This is a genomic window from Paenibacillus sp. sgz302191 (genome assembly GCF_057749925.1).
This window is the reverse complement of sequence record NZ_JBYLHY010000005.1, coordinates 71,358-88,216: the sequence shown is the minus strand read 5'-3', so window position 1 is coordinate 88,216 and position 16,859 is coordinate 71,358. Positions and strand designations below refer to the sequence as shown.

23 protein-coding genes are annotated in these 16,859 nt (G+C 52.2%); 16 read left to right on the top strand and 7 right to left on the bottom strand.

Features of this window, described 5'->3' with window-relative positions; genetic code table 11:
* Positions 1-3: 3 nt before the first annotated feature.
* Positions 4-1,305 carry a DUF2515 family protein gene (locus AC3G2T_RS08990; protein ID WP_488435214.1) on the bottom strand — a complete coding sequence of 434 codons (1,302 nt, stop codon included), beginning with the start codon at positions 1,303-1,305 and terminating at the stop codon, positions 4-6.
* Positions 1,306-2,247: 942 nt separating this feature from the next.
* Here AC3G2T_RS08990 and AC3G2T_RS08985 point away from each other — a divergent pair.
* Positions 2,248-2,361, top strand: a complete 114-nt coding sequence (locus tag AC3G2T_RS08985) for a stalk domain-containing protein (protein WP_474680261.1) — start codon at positions 2,248-2,250, stop codon at positions 2,359-2,361.
* A gap of 235 nt (positions 2,362-2,596) precedes the next feature.
* Here the strand turns inward: AC3G2T_RS08985 and AC3G2T_RS08980 are convergent, their stop codons facing one another.
* The 3 genes from AC3G2T_RS08980 to AC3G2T_RS08970 all read right to left on the bottom strand — a co-directional run bounded on the left by AC3G2T_RS08980 (position 2,597) and on the right by AC3G2T_RS08970 (position 4,026).
* Positions 2,597-2,806 carry a type II toxin-antitoxin system antitoxin gene (locus AC3G2T_RS08980; RefSeq protein ID WP_474680089.1) on the bottom strand — a complete coding sequence of 70 codons (210 nt, stop codon included), beginning with the start codon at positions 2,804-2,806 and terminating at the stop codon, positions 2,597-2,599.
* A 12-nt stretch (positions 2,807-2,818) separates the two neighbouring features.
* The gene (locus AC3G2T_RS08975; protein ID WP_488435213.1) at positions 2,819-3,658 is read right to left on the bottom strand and encodes an SPFH domain-containing protein; all 840 of its coding nucleotides are present in this window, start codon (positions 3,656-3,658) and stop codon (positions 2,819-2,821) included.
* 215 nt (positions 3,659-3,873) lie between these two features.
* On the bottom strand, positions 3,874-4,026 hold the full coding sequence (locus AC3G2T_RS08970; RefSeq protein WP_474680091.1) for a DUF1540 domain-containing protein: 153 nt from the start codon (positions 4,024-4,026) through the stop codon (positions 3,874-3,876).
* A gap of 255 nt (positions 4,027-4,281) precedes the next feature.
* Between AC3G2T_RS08970 and AC3G2T_RS08965 the strand changes: the two genes are divergently transcribed.
* The 6 genes from AC3G2T_RS08965 (at position 4,282) to AC3G2T_RS08940 (ending at position 8,545) form a co-directional block, all read left to right on the top strand.
* Positions 4,282-4,626 (top strand): thioredoxin family protein, encoded by a 345-nt coding sequence (locus tag AC3G2T_RS08965; RefSeq protein ID WP_488435212.1) that lies wholly within the window; start codon positions 4,282-4,284, stop codon positions 4,624-4,626.
* 235 nt (positions 4,627-4,861) lie between these two features.
* Positions 4,862-5,773 (top strand): COX15/CtaA family protein, encoded by a 912-nt coding sequence (locus AC3G2T_RS08960; protein WP_488435211.1) that lies wholly within the window; start codon positions 4,862-4,864, stop codon positions 5,771-5,773.
* Between the two features lie 86 nt (positions 5,774-5,859).
* Positions 5,860-6,045: a hypothetical protein gene (locus AC3G2T_RS08955; RefSeq protein WP_474680266.1), complete on the top strand. Its 186-nt coding sequence runs from the start codon at positions 5,860-5,862 to the stop codon at positions 6,043-6,045.
* Complete coding sequence (locus AC3G2T_RS08950) at positions 6,042-6,995, top strand: DMT family transporter (protein ID WP_488435210.1); 954 nt, start codon at positions 6,042-6,044, stop codon at positions 6,993-6,995. Before AC3G2T_RS08955 ends, AC3G2T_RS08950 begins: the two co-directional genes overlap by 4 nt.
* A gap of 34 nt (positions 6,996-7,029) precedes the next feature.
* The gene (locus AC3G2T_RS08945; protein ID WP_488435209.1) at positions 7,030-7,740 is read left to right on the top strand and encodes a Cthe_2314 family HEPN domain-containing protein; all 711 of its coding nucleotides are present in this window, start codon (positions 7,030-7,032) and stop codon (positions 7,738-7,740) included.
* Between the two features lie 7 nt (positions 7,741-7,747).
* Positions 7,748-8,545, top strand: coding sequence for an SDR family oxidoreductase (locus tag AC3G2T_RS08940; RefSeq protein WP_474680096.1), 798 nt, complete (start codon positions 7,748-7,750; stop codon positions 8,543-8,545).
* 184 nt (positions 8,546-8,729) lie between these two features.
* On the opposite strand, the gene AC3G2T_RS08935 is transcribed toward AC3G2T_RS08940, so the two are convergent.
* On the bottom strand, positions 8,730-8,975 hold the full coding sequence (locus AC3G2T_RS08935; RefSeq protein ID WP_134751012.1) for a NifU family protein: 246 nt from the start codon (positions 8,973-8,975) through the stop codon (positions 8,730-8,732).
* A 101-nt stretch (positions 8,976-9,076) separates the two neighbouring features.
* Between AC3G2T_RS08935 and AC3G2T_RS08930 the strand changes: the two genes are divergently transcribed.
* Positions 9,077-9,331, top strand: a complete 255-nt coding sequence (locus AC3G2T_RS08930) for a YuzB family protein (RefSeq protein ID WP_474680097.1) — start codon at positions 9,077-9,079, stop codon at positions 9,329-9,331.
* 3 nt (positions 9,332-9,334) lie between these two features.
* On the opposite strand, the gene AC3G2T_RS08925 is transcribed toward AC3G2T_RS08930, so the two are convergent.
* Both AC3G2T_RS08925 and mqnE read right to left on the bottom strand, forming a co-directional pair.
* Entirely contained in the window at positions 9,335-10,399 is a 1,065-nt protein-coding gene (locus AC3G2T_RS08925; RefSeq protein ID WP_474680098.1) for an NAD(P)/FAD-dependent oxidoreductase, read from the bottom strand.
* 48 nt (positions 10,400-10,447) lie between these two features.
* Positions 10,448-11,548, bottom strand: coding sequence for an aminofutalosine synthase MqnE (mqnE, locus tag AC3G2T_RS08920; RefSeq protein WP_474680099.1), 1,101 nt, complete (start codon positions 11,546-11,548; stop codon positions 10,448-10,450).
* Between the two features lie 201 nt (positions 11,549-11,749).
* Here mqnE and AC3G2T_RS08915 point away from each other — a divergent pair, with 201 nt between their 5' ends.
* The 8 genes from AC3G2T_RS08915 (at position 11,750) to AC3G2T_RS08880 (ending at position 16,804) form a co-directional block, all read left to right on the top strand.
* The gene (locus AC3G2T_RS08915; RefSeq protein WP_474680100.1) at positions 11,750-11,932 is read left to right on the top strand and encodes an aspartyl-phosphate phosphatase Spo0E family protein; all 183 of its coding nucleotides are present in this window, start codon (positions 11,750-11,752) and stop codon (positions 11,930-11,932) included.
* An 87-nt stretch (positions 11,933-12,019) separates the two neighbouring features.
* Positions 12,020-12,382, top strand: a complete 363-nt coding sequence (locus AC3G2T_RS08910) for a HesB/IscA family protein (protein WP_474680101.1) — start codon at positions 12,020-12,022, stop codon at positions 12,380-12,382.
* A gap of 506 nt (positions 12,383-12,888) precedes the next feature.
* Positions 12,889-13,110 (top strand): hypothetical protein, encoded by a 222-nt coding sequence (locus AC3G2T_RS08905; protein WP_488435208.1) that lies wholly within the window; start codon positions 12,889-12,891, stop codon positions 13,108-13,110.
* A gap of 55 nt (positions 13,111-13,165) precedes the next feature.
* Entirely contained in the window at positions 13,166-13,687 is a 522-nt protein-coding gene (locus AC3G2T_RS08900) for a GNAT family N-acetyltransferase (RefSeq protein ID WP_488435207.1), read from the top strand.
* A 462-nt stretch (positions 13,688-14,149) separates the two neighbouring features.
* A complete protein-coding gene (gene fumC / locus AC3G2T_RS08895; protein WP_488435206.1) occupies positions 14,150-15,541 on the top strand; it encodes a class II fumarate hydratase in 1,392 nt (463 codons plus the stop codon).
* A gap of 6 nt (positions 15,542-15,547) precedes the next feature.
* Complete coding sequence (locus AC3G2T_RS08890) at positions 15,548-15,922, top strand: hypothetical protein (protein WP_488435205.1); 375 nt, start codon at positions 15,548-15,550, stop codon at positions 15,920-15,922.
* 68 nt (positions 15,923-15,990) lie between these two features.
* Positions 15,991-16,164 (top strand): hypothetical protein, encoded by a 174-nt coding sequence (locus AC3G2T_RS08885; RefSeq protein WP_488435204.1) that lies wholly within the window; start codon positions 15,991-15,993, stop codon positions 16,162-16,164.
* Positions 16,165-16,240: 76 nt separating this feature from the next.
* Positions 16,241-16,804 carry a hypothetical protein gene (locus AC3G2T_RS08880; RefSeq protein ID WP_488435203.1) on the top strand — a complete coding sequence of 188 codons (564 nt, stop codon included), beginning with the start codon at positions 16,241-16,243 and terminating at the stop codon, positions 16,802-16,804.
* The last annotated feature ends 55 nt before the right edge of the window (positions 16,805-16,859 follow it).

Sequence of the window (16,859 nt, the reverse complement as noted above, 5' to 3'; positions counted from 1 at the left end):
GCTTTACAGCTCCGGCAGCGCTTGCTCCGCTGCGACGGCGAGTTCGATTTTGTTCAAGCCGAAGCAGGCTTCGGCTGTCATCTCGAACTCGAAGGGCACGGGAATCGGCCGCATGTGCATGACCGGCTTGCGGTAATCGGCGAACCAGTCTCCCGGTTCGACGGGCGCAAGCAGCCGGTCGGGCCACGCCCGGGGCAGCGCCGGACTATAAAAGGGATCGGCCCCCTTTTTCAAATGAAGGCCGCTCAGCTTCTCCTCGTATTTTCCGGCAGGAGGGGCTTTTTTGACGCTTGTGAAAAGCTGGGGCCAATAGTCCGACCGGGAGGCGGTATGAGGAGTCTCCGCGGCAAACTTCAGCACGCCTTGATGGACGACGGGGATGCCGTACAGGATCGCATACAAGCTTTTTCCGAATTCGATGCGTTCGTTTAAGTTGCTGAAATTTTCCAGAGTCAGACCGGCCAGGCGGGGGTGAGGATGCACAGGCGATTTGGCGCCAAGCGGGGCCAGGTAAGGGAAGAACACCTGATTCAACTGCAGCCAGGCTTGCGTTTTAAAAGCGGGCGTGTCCAGCACAGTCTGCTTGTAGTGACGATTCCGGACGATTCGCTGTTCGATGTAATTTTGCTCGTTTATGATCAGGGCGATCGTCAGAGGGATGGGCTCCTTGTGCCTCCAGTAATCGTTCCAGACAGCCTCCATAAACGCGGATACGCCGAAATGAGGCAGTAAATGAAACAAGCTGCGCCCCCGCTTTTTGCTCTCGGCATACAGCAGCAGCTGTGGGTACGCATCGCGGAAAATAAGCGCGTTCGCCCGTTCGAGGAAAGCGAATGTATGTTCGGCATGAATTTGTGACAGCAAACGCGGGAGCAGCTCGCCTCGCAAATCCGTCATGCACCACCCGCCGTTGCGCGATACCATATGGGCGAGCAGCGCCCAATGCAGCTCGGGGTGCTCCTGATAAACCGCCCAGTACGCTTGCGTGCGCGTTACATTGTTGCGGTTTTTTCGCTGAACAAGCTCTTTCAGGCTGCTGACCAAAAGCTTTTCTTGCGAAGCAAGAGGAGGGAGAGCGGCGCCGTCCTGCTGCAGCCGAAGCCGGAGCTTCAAGCTGTGCTCCAGGCGCCGGATCGTCTCGGGAGAAAGGGGCATCCGCCCGGCCGCCGTTTCCGCGGCTTTCATCGAGTACATCAGTGTGGACGCTTTGTTTTTGAACATTTGCAGCAGCAGCCTGGGGAGCCGCACTGCTTTGTCTACAAACCCGCCCATGCCTCCGCTTCGCTTATCGGCGGAATTCGCCACAGTCATCCCTCCGTTCCTTGAGCCTGAGCTGCATAGATGAGGCCACAAATTATTGTGCGCTCATTCTTTAAAGGCTATGTTGAAAGCGGAAATAAATTTCCGGCGGAGCCGGCGAAAATCCCGCTTATACGCGGGGGTCAGGGGAGCATTTGGCGGCACCCCGCGACCGCAAGTTCTGCGCGGCACACTGTTTCGTTTGAGGAGTGGCGAAAAAGTGGCATCCGTGCAGCGCGCTCCCGAATACGGGTAAACCACGTTAGCGGTAATTAAATAAACTGCCGGCAGCGCTCAGGAAAACCTGCAAGAGCATAACCCGGACGCTGGGAGGCAGCACAGCAACTTGGCTAAGGGGAGAAAACCTGTTAAAGTCGTACTGCCGAGAAACTCACTCACTAGGAGAGAGTACATCAGCACGGCTGCGGGAGAAATCCCTGCCCAGTACCCCCCCCCCAATGCCAGAGTCGATGGCATCATCTGCCTACCCAGAAGCCCCACGTCAGAGCCGATGGCACCATCTGCCTACCCAGAAGCCCCACGTCAGAGCCGATGGCACCATCTGCCTGCCCAGAACCCCCACGTCAGAGCCGATGGCATCATCTGCCTACCCAGAACCCCCACGTCAGAGCCGATGGCACCATCTGCCTGCCCAGAAGCCCCCGCGCCAGAGCCCAATTGCACCATCTGCCTGGTTGTACTCAAAAAAACCTGCAAAAGTACAGTTTTTGCTCAGTTGATACGCGGGCCACGGTAAAATTGCTGCAATTGTGCAGGCTTTTCGCCACGAACATGGGGCTCTGACCATCTGTAATCAAAATTCCTGCACAATCGCAGGCTTTTCGTCAAAATGAACCATTTTTACGGAAAAAACCTGCACTTTTGCAGGTTTTTCCCGCCAAGCCGCTTTGTCCTCCCACTTCAGGGCTGCAACCTGTGCAGTATCCAATGATTAAAAACGATCTGACATTCTTGCCTGTCAGACAACTTGCAGAAATACTGGGTGTTAAAGTTGACTGGGATGGAAGCACAAGGACCGCAACGTTTGCGAAAAAAGAATAGATTTATTTCGAATTTACCAGTCTCTCTAAACGCAAAATAAACCTCCATCCCCACTTTTAAGCGCACCGCTCGCAATCACGCTAACGCAACGCGCACGGTTCTCGCGACCCGCGGTTCTCGCAAGCGTAACGCACACGGCTCTCACGGCGAGCGGTGGGGCGCTGCATGACGGCGGCTGGCCGCATGCAGTGGTTTTGGAGGTTTATTCGTGTTGTTTCCGCACAGCGCAGGTACGCTACTCGGTGTCGTCGGATGGGCGCGAAGCTGGAGCCGCCGTATCGGGAACAGCTCCCGGCTTCGGCAGGCGGCCCGCGCGATGGAGCGCGTCGCGCAGCACGTATTCGATATGGCCGTTCACGCTGCGGAATTCATCTGTAGCCCATCGCTCCAATGCTTCGTACAATTTTGGATCGAGCCGGAGCGGGAAATTCTTTTTTGGAGCCATAGCTCTGTACCGTTAGTACAGCGTACCGGTATTGATGACCGGGCTCGCCGAGCGGTCGGATACGATCGCCACGAGCAAATTGTTGATCATCGCCGCTTTTTTCTCTTCGTCGAGATGTAATCCTTCGGCTTCCAACTGGCTGATCGCCATTTGAACCATGCCTACTGCGCCTTCCACGATTTTTTGCCGTGCGGAGAGAATGGCGGAAGCCTGCTGGCGCTGAAGCATGGCGCTGGCGATTTCCGTCGAGTAGGCCAGATGGGTAAGACGGGCTTCCAGCACTTCGACGCCTGCGACGGAGAGTCGTTCCTGCAGCTCCAGGCTCAGTTCGGCTGCGACTTCGTCGGCATTGCCGCGCAGCGAATAGCCCTCGCCTTCATAGCGGTCGTACGGGTATTTGCTGGCGACGTGGCGCAAAGCGGCTTCGCTTTGAATTTCCACGAACTTGTCGTAACTGTCGACTTCGAACAAAGCTTTGTACGTGTCGACAACTTTAAACACGACGACGGCCGCAATCTCGATCGGATTTCCTTCGACATCGTTGACTTTCAGCTTCACGCTGTTAAAGTTGCGGACCCGCAGCGAAATTTTCTTTCTTGTCGAGAAAGGAACGATGAGCCAAAGCCCGCTTTTGCGGATCGTGCCGGAATATTTGCCGAAAAAAGTAATGACGGACGCCTCATTCGGCTGAACGATCGTGATCGTCGTACTGAACAGGAAGCCGAGGATGGAAACAATGATGCCGGGAGCGACCGATCCCAGGGCGAGCAGCACGATGCCGATACCAACAGCAATCAACGACAAAACGAAACCAAGAAATCCGTTTACAGACCAAGCTTTTGCTTCTTTCATGAGTTCCAACTCCTTACGCAATAAAGTTTATATTAATTTGATATTTTTATGATATCACTTTTTACTTTTAATGTAAATACATCAAAAATAATTTAAGCAATTGTGATAATAATTATCATTATTGATTACACTATGAGGTAGACATAGAATGCGGATTTTACCGACGCAGTAAAAAGAAAGAAGGAACCACGAGGTCCCTTCTGACGGATTCCATCTTATTTAGTTTCAAAAGTTTTGCAGTCGGTTTCTCCGGAAGTGTCCGCGTTTTTTGCAGCGTGGTTCACAATGTAAATGGACGATGCGGTGCATTTGTTCTGGTTAGCCCAGTAGCGGCAGGAATCTACTTCGCACAAAACGTCTTTGGCCATAATCGCTCACCTCCTCGCGCCAAAAGCTGCAGCACAAAACGTTCTTCCCGAACCAGGTGGCTCTGATTCGTACAGGCGATTTTGCGCTGTATATAGTATGGACAAAATGACGCATAAAAATAGGATCATTTGTAAATTTTTAAAAAGAAGAAGCCGCTTGTCCTTTCTGGGGCTCCATTCCCGGCTTCAATCCCTTGACACTGCCGTTCGGTCGTGATATACCTAAGTAAATTCCAATGCAATGAGGTGGATATCATGCGTAAAATTTCGAACGAAGAACAGTTTCAGGAGCTGATCGCGCAGCCTTCCTTAACCGTAGCCGTTTTCAAAACTACCTGGTGCAAAGATTGCCATTATATCGAACCTTTTATGCCGGACATCGAGCAAGCATATGCGGACCGCATTGCTTTTATCGAGCTGGATCGCGATGAGGTGCAGGATTTGTGCGAGCAATTGAACATTCTCGGCATTCCGAGCTTTATCGCTTTCCGCGAAGGGCAGGAATTGGTTCGCTTTGTCAGCAAGCTGCGCAAAACCCGGGAAGAGATCGAGCAGTTCCTGGACCGCGCCGTAGAAGTATCGGGTGCGCTGGCCAAATAAGGCGCCTGCTGCCCGGATCATATGGAAAGACGGCTCCCGGAAGGAGCGCCCGCTATCGATGCATGATTGTCGGCGGACGGTTCCCGGGGCCGTCTTTCTTTATTTTTCGCGGCCTGACGGTTTCAAGGCTTTGTAACATTTGCGAATGGATTTGCCCGTCAATTAAGGCTATAATTGAAAACGGATAGTACGATTCGACACATCTTTTGGAACAATGACATTCAAAGTAGGTGCCATGATGCAGCAAAAAATAATTCAAAGATTTGCGAATCTCTCGGCAATCGGCATGTTTCTGATTCTGGCCATGGGCGCGCTTGTTACTAAAGCCGATGCAGGCAGAGGCTGCGGAGACGAATGGCCGTTATGCCACGGGCAATTTGTGCCGGCGCACACGATCTCTTCGTTTATCGAATACAGCCACAGGCTCGTTGTCGGCATCGTTACGCTGGTGCTGATCGTTACGTTTTACCTCGTATTTCGCTATGTGAAGCGAAGCGACGCCAAATGGTTCATTACCGGCACAGTCGTGATGACGCTGATCCAGGCGGCTATGGGAGCTATGGCTGTCGTTTGGCCGCAGTCTTCCGTCGTGCTGGCGCTCCATTTCGGGCTCTCGCTCCTGGCCTTCGCTTTCTCGCTGCTGCTCGCACTTGTATTTACGCCTTACGGGCAGTATCAAGGCAAGGGAATCGTCAAAAGCGGGTTTACAGCGCTTGTCTGGGTTACGACCGTGTATACTTATGTCGTCGTATATTTGGGAGCTTTCGTGCGCCATACGACATCGTCCGGAGGCTGTACCGGCTGGCCGCTGTGCAACGGTCAGGTCATTCCCGAGCTCAGCGGAGCGACCGCCATCGTCTTTGCCCACCGCGTAGCCGCGCTGCTGCTGTTCATATGCATTTTGGTTCTGTACCTTCGGGCGAAAAGACAATATGGCGAAGCGGATACGATGTTTCTGGGCAGCAAATGGGCGCTTATTTTCGTCCTGCTGCAAATACTGAGCGGCGCCGTAGTTACCTGGTCGATGGGCAACGAGCTTGCTTACTTATTGACCGGCATGGTCCATGCGGTTATCGTAGCCTGTTTGTTCGGTTTCCTCAGTTATCTATGTGTTTTGACGCTTTATTACCGCAAAGAGAAAAACTAAGCCGTGCCATGGAAGCCTTCGTAAGAAGGCTATTTCCATGCTAAGGCGAATAAATTGTACTAAAAGTCGAAAAGGTGGGAACATAGATGGTACCTACAAATTTACGAGCCTACCTCGAAATTTTACGCCGGGAAAATCAACTGATCGAAATATCGGCTCAGGCGCCAATCGTCATCGATGCCCGCATGAAGCCCGGTTACCCGGATGAGCTTGTGCCTCGGGAAGATATCGTGGAATTGGTAGACAACCGCTGGAAGGAATATTTTGCATGAATTCCGGTGATTCGAGCAAGCTTCTCCCACATTTGGGGTTCGTCCTTGTTTACATTCTCTGGGGAATTAACCTGTCTTCGATGAAAATCGGGGGACAGGAATGGGACCCTCTCGTGTTCAACGGGCTCCGTTTTGCGAGTATGATTCCGATTTTGTGGGTATATACTTATTTCTATTATCGATCGCGGAGGCTCAAAGCGCATATCGCCGGCCGCGACTTGCTGCTGATATGCGGTCTGGGCGTTCTGAACGCCGTCGGAATGGAAGCGATGCTGCAGTATGCGCTGCAGTTTTCCAATTCCGCCAACGGCGCTGTGCTGGGCCGGGGCTTTATGCCGGTTATTACCGTGATCATCGCTCTGGTAGCCAGGCAGGTGAAGCTGACATGGCGGATCGCGGTCGGCATACCGCTTGCCCTTTGCAGCGTGATCATTATCGTATCCGGCGGCGCGGAAGGCTTTCATCTGGGCACGGATACGCTGCGCGGCGACATTTTGCTCCTGATGCGGAGCGGGATGGGGGCCGTTTATTTGATCGGCATGAACCGGCTGGTGCAGCGCTATCCGCTGCCGCTGCTGATTTCGCTGGAAATGACGGCCGGCGCCGTGTCGCTGCTGCCTTTCGTGCTGTGGAACGTCGATGGCGCCTACTTGGCCGGCATATCGCAGACCGGATGGATCAGTCTGATCTACACTTCGTTGCTGGCTACGGCGTTAGGTTTTTCCATCCATAACTGGAGTCTGGGCCGTCTGGGACCGTTCAAGTCATCGGCTTACGGATACTTGCTTCCCGTGACGGCGGCGGTGGGGGGAATATTTTTACTGAACGAATCCATCTCCCTGAATCAGTACATCGGCGGTGCGGGCGTGCTTGCCGCGATGTATTTGGTACAGCGCGACCGCGGCCGCGCCGGCAAAGTTTCTTCCGCGCCCCAAAGCGCGAAGCTTTAAAACAACATGGAATCTGAACAATGGGGTGAGGGGTATGCTTAGAATGTTATTTGGCGAGCCCAAACGTTCGGATAGCGGGCTGTTGCTCGAAGCAGGCGATGCGGTGAGGAGCTATATCCGCTCCCTGCAGGCCGGAGGCCGCGATGGACATGCTGTTTCAAGCAAAAAGCATCACCGGCTGTCAATCTGGAGCAAAGGGTTCCTGGACGCGCTGGATGAGCTTGAGCAAAGCAAGTACTGCTGTGAACGCTATGCGGCGAACATTCATAAAGCCTATTTGGAGGAAATGAACCCGCAGGAGCTCGAAGATTACCGCCGTTTCGTTTACTTCTACAAAAATGCATTCATTCGCGTGTTTTCCATATTGGACAAGCTGGGAACGTTTATGAACGATTTGTTCGACATGAAGACCGAAGCTGTCAAAAGCCGGTTTTCCTATTTTACCGTACTGCGGCGCATGCATGAGAACCATATACACAGTTCGCTTGAGCTCCAACTCTACAATTTGAAAATGGAATATAAAAGCCCTCTGGACCGCCTGCGGAATCAGCGCAACATGGAGATTCACTACATTAATGCGGAAATGCTGGATGATTTGATGCAAAAGGAGCCTGTTCCCGGCGACCGCATTCACGTAGAAAATGTGAAATCGAACGTGGACGATTTGCAGCAAGGGTTTGACATGGTGTGCCGTACGTTGATCGTGGCTTTTTCGTATATAACGGCAAAGATCGCAAAGGGGTAAGATAACCATGGAACTGAGAGGGCGAACAGCTCTGATTACAGGCAGTGCCAAAGGGCTCGGGAAAATGACCGCGCTTGCGCTTGCGGCGCAAGGCTGCGACGTTGCCGTCAACTATGTAACCAGCGAGGCGGAAGCATCCCGGCTCGTTCAGGAACTGACGCAGCTCGGCGTTCGGAGCATTGCCGTTCAAGGGGACGTCGCCAAGCGCGAGGATATCGTGCGAATTGTGGAAACGGCGGCCTCCGGACTGGGGCCGATCGATATTCTTGTGAACAATGCCGGGCCCTTTTACAGAGAAAGGCGCTTTTTTGCCGACTATAGCATGGACGAGATCGAATATTTGACGCGCGGCAACCTGCTGGGGGTCATGGAGCTCGATCATCTCGTTCTGCCGATGATGAGAGCGCGCCGATGGGGGCGGATCATTCATTTCGGCTTCGGCAAAGCCGCGGAGGCCAGAGGCTGGACGCACCGGGCCGTCTATGCGGCCGCCAAGGTAGGACTCGTTTCCTTCACGAAGACGCTGGCGGAAGAGGAGGCCGAAAGCGGCATCACGGTAAATATGATATGTCCGGGCGATATTCGCGGCCATAACAAAGAGCGGACGATGCAGCAGGCCCGCCTGGAAGCGGACGGCGAAACGCCGGTCGGACGTCCGGGAACGGGCGAAGATGTCGCCCGGGCCATTTCCTTCCTGTGCTCGCCGGACTCGGACTTTATTACCGGCAACATCATGGACATTTCCGGCGGGCTGGACCCGATCCAGCCGCTCCCCGTTTTAAAGCAGCGCAAGCTGGACTCCTAGGAGTCTGTCCGATGCACCACGTAGAAGGTATATATACATGCAAAATGACAGTAATTATGCAGCGTGAACGGAAATATAAGGGTCATTATTCACACCGGCATGCACAAAAGCAGCTCCGCCCGCCAGACTCCTAGCCGCAGCAAAAAGAGCTTACCGCAGAGGTAAGCTCTCTTAATTTTAAAGCTTAGAATACTTGTACGACTTCTTGAACGCCTTCGACTTCTTCAACCAGCGCTCTTTCGATACCGGCTTTGAGCGTGATCGTGGAGCTCGGGCAGCTGCCGCAGGCACCCATCAGCTTCAGCTTAACGATTCCGTCTTCCACGTCGACCAGCTCAACGTCACCGCCGTCGCGTTGGAGAAAAGGACGAAGCTTATCTAAAACTTCAAGGACTTCATCATACATTGTTTCTTTTGTATTTTCAGTCATATTGAATCATCTCCTTTCTTTTATTATTATAGTACAATAAAGTACAAATGAAAATGGTTTTCAAGAAGCATGGAAAATCAAAAGTTAGGTGGATTTGTCCAATGAGACCGATTATTGAATTTTGCGCCAGCAACATGCACCACGGCACAGATAAAGTTATGAAAGCACTTGAGCAAAATCCGGAATACGATGTCGTCGAATACGGCTGTCTTGGCAATTGCGGGCAGTGCTATATGGAACCTTACGCGTTGGTGAATGGCGAAATCGTCGCCGCGGAAAGCGCGGAACGCCTTCTTGACGTTATTATACAAAAAATCGGCGAGCTCGAAGCGATGTACGATCTTCTCGGCGAATAAGCGTCAGCCGAAGTGGTGCTTGGATTTCCAGAGCACACCGCTTTTAATCGCCCGGGCAATTTTGCCGGTCATGAGGGTGCGCTTGCCCATGATGCCGAATCCTGCTTTTTTGCCGAGCGAACCGAGAACCCCTTTGAGCTTGATTTTGCCGAGCCGAGGGGTATCGCCGTTCCAAATCGCCAGCATAACCTCGGCAATTTGCCTGCCCTGCGCTTCGGCCGCCTGAGCGCTCGGAGCGAACGGGAGCGAGGCGCAGTCGCCGACGACGTACACGTCCGGATAATCCGGGATCTGATGGTACCCGTTGAGGATCACACGGCCCTGCTTGTCTTTGGGAACGTTCATAGCTTGAACGATCGGGCTTGGCTGGATGCCTGCGGTCCAGACCGTCACATCGGTTTTGATGATTTCGTCCTGATTGTACAGATCTCCGCCGTCCAGCCGGACAAGCGACACATTCGGTCTGAGCTCAATGTCATGCTCTACCATCCAGTCTCTTACATACTGCTGCAGATTGTTAGGGAAGGAAGACAACAGACTAGCTCCGCGGTCGATCAGACGGATGTTCAGGTCCGGTCTGCTCTCGCGAAGCTCGGATGCCATTTCGACACCGCTTAATCCGCCGCCGATAATCGAGATTTGACCGTATGGCGCGACATCGTTCACCTTTTGATAAGTAGCCCGTGTCTGGCAGAAAGTCTGAATGCTGCAAGAATTCTCCTGGGCGCCGGCGATACCGTGATAACTGTCTACGCAGCCCAAGCCGACAACAAGCCAATCATACGTTAATGGTTCTTTGTCGGCAAACAGTACCTGCTTCTGATCCAAATCCACTTCCGTTACCTCTCCGTAAGTAAGAATCAGGCGAGGATCCACCGGATAGGCAACACGTACGTGCGTCTCTGCAACGGTGCCTGAAGCAAGCGCATAATATTCCGTTTTTAAACCTTGAAATGGACTGCGATCCACCAACACGACAACCGTATCATCGGGCAGCTTCTTTTCCAGCAATTGTAAGGCTATGGTCAACCCGCCATAACCCCCACCGAGAATGACAAACTTTTTCATCTGTGCCAATATCCCTTCTAGTCTCTAGATCTACGTATAATATTATGACTAATAAACCTTTATTTCATTATAAAAGGTATCGCGTTCCACCGGAATGCGGCCGGCGCCTTTGATCAGCCAGACAAGATCGTCCTTGGTCAAGCCCTCGGGCGACGTGGCCCCGGCCGCGTGCGAGATCCGTTCCTTCACGATCGTACCGTGCGCATCGGATGCGCCGAAAGCGAACGACAATTGGGTCAGCTTGGTGCCGATATTAATGAAATAAGCCTTGATGTGCGGGAAATTATCGAGCATCAAGCGGCTGATAGCGATCGTCTTCAGCTCGTCAAAAGCCGGCACGCGGCGCTTAATTCCGGCATTTTTGCTGGCCGGCTGAATCGAATTCGGAATAAATACGAGGAATCCGCCCGTCTCGTCCTGCAGCTCGCGCAGCAGCGTCATATGATGAACGCGCTCCTCCAACGTTTCAATCGAGCCGTACAGCATGGTTGCATGAGTTTTCATGCCAAGCTGGTGCGCTGTACGGTGCACTTCAAGCCATTCTTCCGAAGAGGCTTTTTCCACCCTCATCTTGGACCGGTAGCGCTCAGTTAAAATTTCCGCGCCGCCTCCAGGCAGCGTCGACAGCCCCGCATCCATCAGCGTCTTCAGCACGTCGCGGTAGCTGAGCCCGCTGATCCGCGAGAAAAATTCAATTTCCGCCGCGGTATGCGCCTTAATGGTAACATCGGGATAAGCCTGCTTCAGCTGGCGGATGCAATCCACATAGTATTCGAACGGTACGTGGGGATTATGCCCCTGGCTAATGTGAAACTCCCGCAGCTCCGGATGATAATGCTCCGCAACATACTCCAGCATTTGTCCGGGCGTAAGCGTATAAGCCCCTTCCTCACCCTCATCGCGGCGGAAATGGCAAAATGCGCAGTGCTCCTCGCAAACGTTGGTGAAGTAGAGGCTCATATTCTCGACAAAGTAAACCTTTTTTCCGTTCAAGCGCAGGTTCACTTTATTTGCTAATTGACCAATGGTCGGAAGATCGTCCGACTGATAAAGGAACAAGCCGTCTTCCAGCGATAAGCGTTCTCCGTGCTCCACTTTATCGGCGATTTCGGCCATCCGTTTTTCAGGGTTCGTGATCACGACACTCATGATTTTTCCCTCCCCATCTCAATATAAACCTTTATTATTATAAACCTATGGGCAGAGAGGGGCAATATGTACAGGGCGATAATCTGGCGGCAGACCCCAAACTATTAGCCTTTCCACAACCTGCCATGAAGATATTCCCAATAAGTGAAGATTCCTGTATACTAAATTATTGTGAGAATGTTAGATTAAGGTGATAAAATCGTGCTAACGACTTTCCTAACCGAACCGCAGGAGCGGCTTCATATACAAATCGAACAGCTTAGAGACCAGATGGTGCGGCTTGGCAGTCGGCACGGCCTTATGCATCCCGAAGTTCTGCAGTGCAGCAGAAACCTGGATCAATTGCTGCTCCAGTATTACGCGCTAAGCCGAAACAACAAATGAAGGAACGAAGGACGCCCGAGCCCTTGAGCATTCTTCTCATTAGGAGTATACTTGTTAGTAAGCAATACGAATAGGAGGGATTTCCTAATGATCACGATCAGCGAATCAGCGTGCGATAAAATTAAAGATCTTTTGGCTTCTGAAGAATCACCGAACCTGTTCCTGCGCGTCGGCGTCAAAGCCGGAGGCTGCAGCGGCTACTCTTACGGGATGGGGTTCGACGACGATCAGAAGGATGACGATAAAGTAATGACCATTCATGGCCTGAAGGTCGTCGTAGACGAAGACAGCGCGAAGTACTTGTACGGCGTCGAAATCGACTACCAAGACTCCGGCATGGGCGGCGGCTTCACCATCAACAATCCGAATGCGGTAGCATCCTGCGGCTGCGGACAGTCGTTCCGCACGAAGGAAGAGGACGCAGCGTTAGCGCAGCCTTGCGAGGATTAAGGGTTGTCCTTCTGACACTGAGGCGATAACCGAGGCACCTAGCGATTACGGCCTCCTGACGAAATATTCTACGTGAATATTCCATCAGGAGGTTTTTGTTTTGCATCCGCGGTTAGTTTATTTCAAAGTTGGCAATTGGCGGAAAGTAGGAAACGCGCTTGCAAATGGTTGGCTTATCAAGGTTAAGCGTAACGTGAAATTTGCACTATACATGCGTGATGAGTAGTTTTCGCCCTGAAATCGGCCGAATAACGTCAAAAGCTTAACGCTGTTAAGGCGATCGCTGAAAAACTCGCTGGCCAGGACATCGTCTGGCGGCTGACGGAGCATTTGCGCAGAAAAACTGCAAAAGTGCAGGAATTTTCGGCCGTAGTGGCACGATTGGGAGAAAAGCCTGCGATTGTGCAGGAATTTTTGCCGAAAACGGGTCTGAGCAAGAGTTTGGGCGGAAAAGCCTGCACATTTGCAGGAATATTTTGCATCGAGCCCATCGAGGACGTAAAAAGATGTACTTTTGCAGGTTTTTGCGTGCGGTGCTGATCAGTAATGCGTTAGTGCAGGATTTCTCCGTGATGCTCGATCGGGAAGTGCTGGCGGGTGAGGGGGCGGAAGCGTGGCATGGGACTAGTGAGGGTATGTATGGCGAAAGCTGTGCCCGGTTACGTTATGATTGGGCGAAGAAAAACAAAGTTCCTGTAAAAAATACCATTTTTATAAGATGGATGTAGTTGAGTTTTGCAGGTGCGGCAGGATGCAAGCCCCAAGTGTTGGGAGGATTTTTAGTTGGGAGAACTTTTAATGGTAGAAATACGTAAATTGACTATTCAGGATGCCGAAGCTTTTCGGGACATTCGTTTGCAGGCGCTTGGGGATTATCCCGAATCTTTCGGTTCTTCCCTGGAGGAAGAGCAGCATGTTACCGCCGAGAACTTGAGGGAGCGCTGGAATCGAACTCATTCGGACAACAATTTTATTTCGGGAGCTTTTGAAAATGGCGAATTAATAGGCGTTGCCGGATTTTTTCAATATCATCAAAACAAATCCAAGCATAAAGGTTATATTTGGGGTATGTATGTCAAATCCGACGCGCAAGGAAATGGAATCGGCACGCAAATCATGGAGTTTGTCCTGCACTATGCCAGGCAGGTTTCAGGGTTAGAACAAGTGCATTTATCAGTCGTAGGCAATCAGAAGGCAAAATTGCTTTACGAGAAAATAGGATTTAAAACATATGCTGTTGAAGAACGCGCCCTAAAAATAAACGGCCAATATTTCGATGAGCATCACATGGTCTATTTTCTGTGAAAATCATAAATTGCAGACGCTCCGGGCCGCGGTCCTGAGCGTCTTTTTGCGCGGAAAAAGCTTCCGGGATCACGTTTAAGACTTGTACGGTTCGTTGCAGTTTGATCGTATGCTTGTCTATGAATCTGTGTGTTTTTTCATATACACTTTGTCGGAATCGACAGAAATGAGGAATTCTATGCGATTTTTCGTACAGATTTTCGATTCCGGCTTTCCAAGGCTAAATTGTGCATGAGTTTTCATACACAATCCCCGCCCATATACCAAGATCAGCGTTTGGATGGTTCCGTCATCATCGTAAGCGACGTATTTCCGTCAGGATGGCTCTGGTTTACTGGCGCGCATTACTGTAGGCGAGCGGTCATCGCCATCTTCAATTTGACAATGATAATCATTATCATTTATCATAAAACCAACATCGATGTCATACATAACACAGAAGTCTATATCAGGAGGTTAACGATGGATTATCGTATTGAAAAAGATACATTAGGGGAAGTTCAGGTTCCGGCGGATAAATTATGGGCCGCTCAAACGCAAAGAAGTTTCGTCAATTTTCAAATCGGCACGGAAAAAATGCCGCTGCGGCTCATCCGGGCGTTCGGCATTTTGAAGCGGAGCGCCGCAGCGGTAAATGCGCAGCTCGGCAAGCTGAACGCCGATAAAGCGACGGCGATTCAAGCGGCGGCGGACGAGATTATTTCCGGCGCGCTGAACGAGCATTTTCCGCTTGTCGTTTGGCAGACGGGCAGCGGCACGCAGACGAATATGAACGTCAACGAAGTTATTGCGAACCGCGGCAATCAGCTGCTGGAGCAGCAGGGGCTTGACGGGCGTATTCATCCGAACGACGACGTCAACCGCTCGCAAAGCTCGAATGACACGTTCCCGGCCGCGATGCATATCGCTGCGCTGCTGGCCGTGGAGGATGAGCTGCTGCCCGCGATCGGAGCCCTTCAGGCAACGCTTCGCGCCAAGAGCGAAAACTATGCAGCCGTCATCAAAATCGGCCGCACCCACCTGCAGGATGCGACGCCGATCACGCTCGGACAGGAGATCAGCGGCTGGGTCCGCATGCTGGAAAAATCGGAGGCGATGCTTCGCCAAAGCCTGGAGTTTTTGCGCGAGCTGGCTATCGGCGGGACGGCCGTCGGCACGGGGATTAACGCCCATCCCCGGTTCGGCGAGCTGGTCGCCCAGGAGATCGGCCGGCTGACAGGCAAAACATTTGTTAGCGCCGCGAACAAATTCCATGCCTTAACGAGCCATGACGAGCTCGTGCACGTTCATGGCGCTTTCAAGGCGTTGGCGGCCGATCTGATGAAGATCGCCAACGATGTGAGATGGCTCGCCAGCGGGCCGCGCAGCGGGATCGGCGAGCTGACCATCCCGGCCAATGAGCCGGGAAGCTCGATCATGCCTGGCAAAGTGAACCCGACGCAGAGCGAAGCGCTGACGATGGTGGTGTGCCAGGTCATGGGCAACGATGCGGCTATCGGTTTTGCAGCGAGCCAGGGCAATTTTGAGCTGAACGTTTTCAAGCCGGTCATCATCTACAATTTCCTGCAGTCAGCCCGGCTGTTGGCTGACAGCATCCGTTCTTTCAACGAGCATTGCGCGGTTGGCATCGAACCGAACCTTGCGGTCATCAGCGGCCATCTGGAGCGCTCCTTAATGCTCGTTACGGCATTAAATCCGCATATCGGCTATGATAACGCGGCCGCCGTCGCCAAACTGGCCCACAAAGAAGGCATTACGCTAAAAGAAGCCGTTCTCAAGAACCATGTTTTGAGCGAAGAGCAGTTCGACCGGATCGTCCGTCCTGAACTTATGATCGAACCGAAAGCGGAGTGAGCAGCGATGTGGAATGCAATAGCAATATCGGATACTCTGTACGGATTTCAACTGGAGCAAGGCTATCTGGAGCCTTGGGGCGCCGTAGGGCAAGTATCGGCCGGAGCGGGACGCTTGGAGCTTTGCGTCGATCTTTATTTGCTTGAACTGGAGTCGGAAGATCAGTTCGAGAAGCTGCTGGACGCGATTCGGCAGTTTGCCGGACATAAGGCCGAGCAGCTCGGTTGTTCGGCTTGCCGGGTCGTATTTTCGTGCAAAGGGCTGGTCGAAGCCGACGCGAATCTTCCGCTTCCTTCCGCGCCGCATTCCAGCGGTTTGCTGGCCGTCGATTATCAATTTGCCGAAGAAATCGCCATGGACAACCGTTTGTTGAGCAAATAAGTATAGTCAATCTTATGATTTCACACATATAATTAACGAATTCATTTTTAGATGGAAGGTGATCTTGTTTGGGCATGTTGTATGAAATCGTCTGCCGCTCGAAGCAGCAGCCGGGCGATTATCATGATTTTGATGACAAAGGAGCGGAATTAGAGGTCGAGGCTATTATGCGCCTTAGCCATGATATTGCGGATCAAAAGTTGAAAGCTTTTATTTTGGAGGAAACAGAAGTTCTGAAATAACTGGGGTTTTTGCCTGGAGCAACAAAATCGCCTTCATCTGCGTTTAAAAGTAAACGTTAGATTGGAGGCTTTTACCATGCGAAAAATTGTGTATGCCATGCTTGTGCTTGGTCTGCTGCTGCCATGGCTGGATGTTCGTCAGGCTCATGCCTGCTCCTGTGCGCAGCCTCCGGAACCGGCGGTGGCATTGGCAAAGGCGAACGCCGTATTTTCGGGAAAAGTGCTGCGGGTGGAAGAAGGAAGCCCGTTCAGATTGATGCGCAGCTCGGCGGATCCGGTTCGGGTCGTCTTCGAAGTTGCCGGCAATTGGAAAGGGGCGGAGGATTCGCAGATGGCCGTTTATACGGCGATGAGTTCAAGCTCCTGCGGGGCTGAGTTTGTCAAGGGACAGTCGTATTTGGTGTACGCCTACGAGAATGAGGAGCGCCGTCTCGCCACCGGATTGTGCACCAGGACGACGGAGCTTTCTTTGGCTTCTGCCGATCTGCAAAAGCTGGGACAAAGTTCAGCGCCAACTCATCGTGTGAACTTGGCGGGTTATGGGGGGGCTTGGGGCTATTTTGCCATCATCGCCGTTGTGCTGCTCGGCTTGTTTGGAATCGGCGTGCTGATCAAGCGGAAATGGGGCGCGTCCAAGTAAAAAGCCCCATGATGCGAAAAAAGAAAGGCCGTAGTGCCAGGGGAACTGCATTTCC

What these genes read in the sequence shown, in the direction of transcription:
- AC3G2T_RS08985 (WP_474680261.1), top strand. Translation starts at nt 2,248, where the DNA reads ATGATTAAAAACGATCTGACATTCTTGCCTGTCAGACAACTTGCAGAA.
- AC3G2T_RS08980 (WP_474680089.1), bottom strand. Translation starts at nt 2,806, where the DNA reads ATGGCTCCAAAAAAGAATTTCCCGCTCCGGCTCGATCCAAAATTGTAC.
- AC3G2T_RS08975 (WP_488435213.1), bottom strand. Translation starts at nt 3,658, where the DNA reads ATGAAAGAAGCAAAAGCTTGGTCTGTAAACGGATTTCTTGGTTTCGTT.
- AC3G2T_RS08970 (WP_474680091.1), bottom strand. Translation starts at nt 4,026, where the DNA reads ATGGCCAAAGACGTTTTGTGCGAAGTAGATTCCTGCCGCTACTGGGCT.
- AC3G2T_RS08965 (WP_488435212.1), top strand. Translation starts at nt 4,282, where the DNA reads ATGCGTAAAATTTCGAACGAAGAACAGTTTCAGGAGCTGATCGCGCAG.
- AC3G2T_RS08960 (WP_488435211.1), top strand. Translation starts at nt 4,862, where the DNA reads ATGATGCAGCAAAAAATAATTCAAAGATTTGCGAATCTCTCGGCAATC.
- AC3G2T_RS08955 (WP_474680266.1), top strand. Translation starts at nt 5,860, where the DNA reads ATGGTACCTACAAATTTACGAGCCTACCTCGAAATTTTACGCCGGGAA.
- AC3G2T_RS08950 (WP_488435210.1), top strand. Translation starts at nt 6,042, where the DNA reads ATGAATTCCGGTGATTCGAGCAAGCTTCTCCCACATTTGGGGTTCGTC.
- AC3G2T_RS08945 (WP_488435209.1), top strand. Translation starts at nt 7,030, where the DNA reads ATGCTTAGAATGTTATTTGGCGAGCCCAAACGTTCGGATAGCGGGCTG.
- AC3G2T_RS08940 (WP_474680096.1), top strand. Translation starts at nt 7,748, where the DNA reads ATGGAACTGAGAGGGCGAACAGCTCTGATTACAGGCAGTGCCAAAGGG.
- AC3G2T_RS08935 (WP_134751012.1), bottom strand. Translation starts at nt 8,975, where the DNA reads ATGACTGAAAATACAAAAGAAACAATGTATGATGAAGTCCTTGAAGTT.
- AC3G2T_RS08930 (WP_474680097.1), top strand. Translation starts at nt 9,077, where the DNA reads ATGAGACCGATTATTGAATTTTGCGCCAGCAACATGCACCACGGCACA.
- AC3G2T_RS08925 (WP_474680098.1), bottom strand. Translation starts at nt 10,399, where the DNA reads ATGAAAAAGTTTGTCATTCTCGGTGGGGGTTATGGCGGGTTGACCATA.
- mqnE (WP_474680099.1), bottom strand. Translation starts at nt 11,548, where the DNA reads ATGAGTGTCGTGATCACGAACCCTGAAAAACGGATGGCCGAAATCGCC.
- AC3G2T_RS08910 (WP_474680101.1), top strand. Translation starts at nt 12,020, where the DNA reads ATGATCACGATCAGCGAATCAGCGTGCGATAAAATTAAAGATCTTTTG.
- AC3G2T_RS08905 (WP_488435208.1), top strand. Translation starts at nt 12,889, where the DNA reads ATGTACTTTTGCAGGTTTTTGCGTGCGGTGCTGATCAGTAATGCGTTA.
- fumC (WP_488435206.1), top strand. Translation starts at nt 14,150, where the DNA reads ATGGATTATCGTATTGAAAAAGATACATTAGGGGAAGTTCAGGTTCCG.
- AC3G2T_RS08890 (WP_488435205.1), top strand. Translation starts at nt 15,548, where the DNA reads ATGTGGAATGCAATAGCAATATCGGATACTCTGTACGGATTTCAACTG.
- AC3G2T_RS08880 (WP_488435203.1), top strand. Translation starts at nt 16,241, where the DNA reads ATGCGAAAAATTGTGTATGCCATGCTTGTGCTTGGTCTGCTGCTGCCA.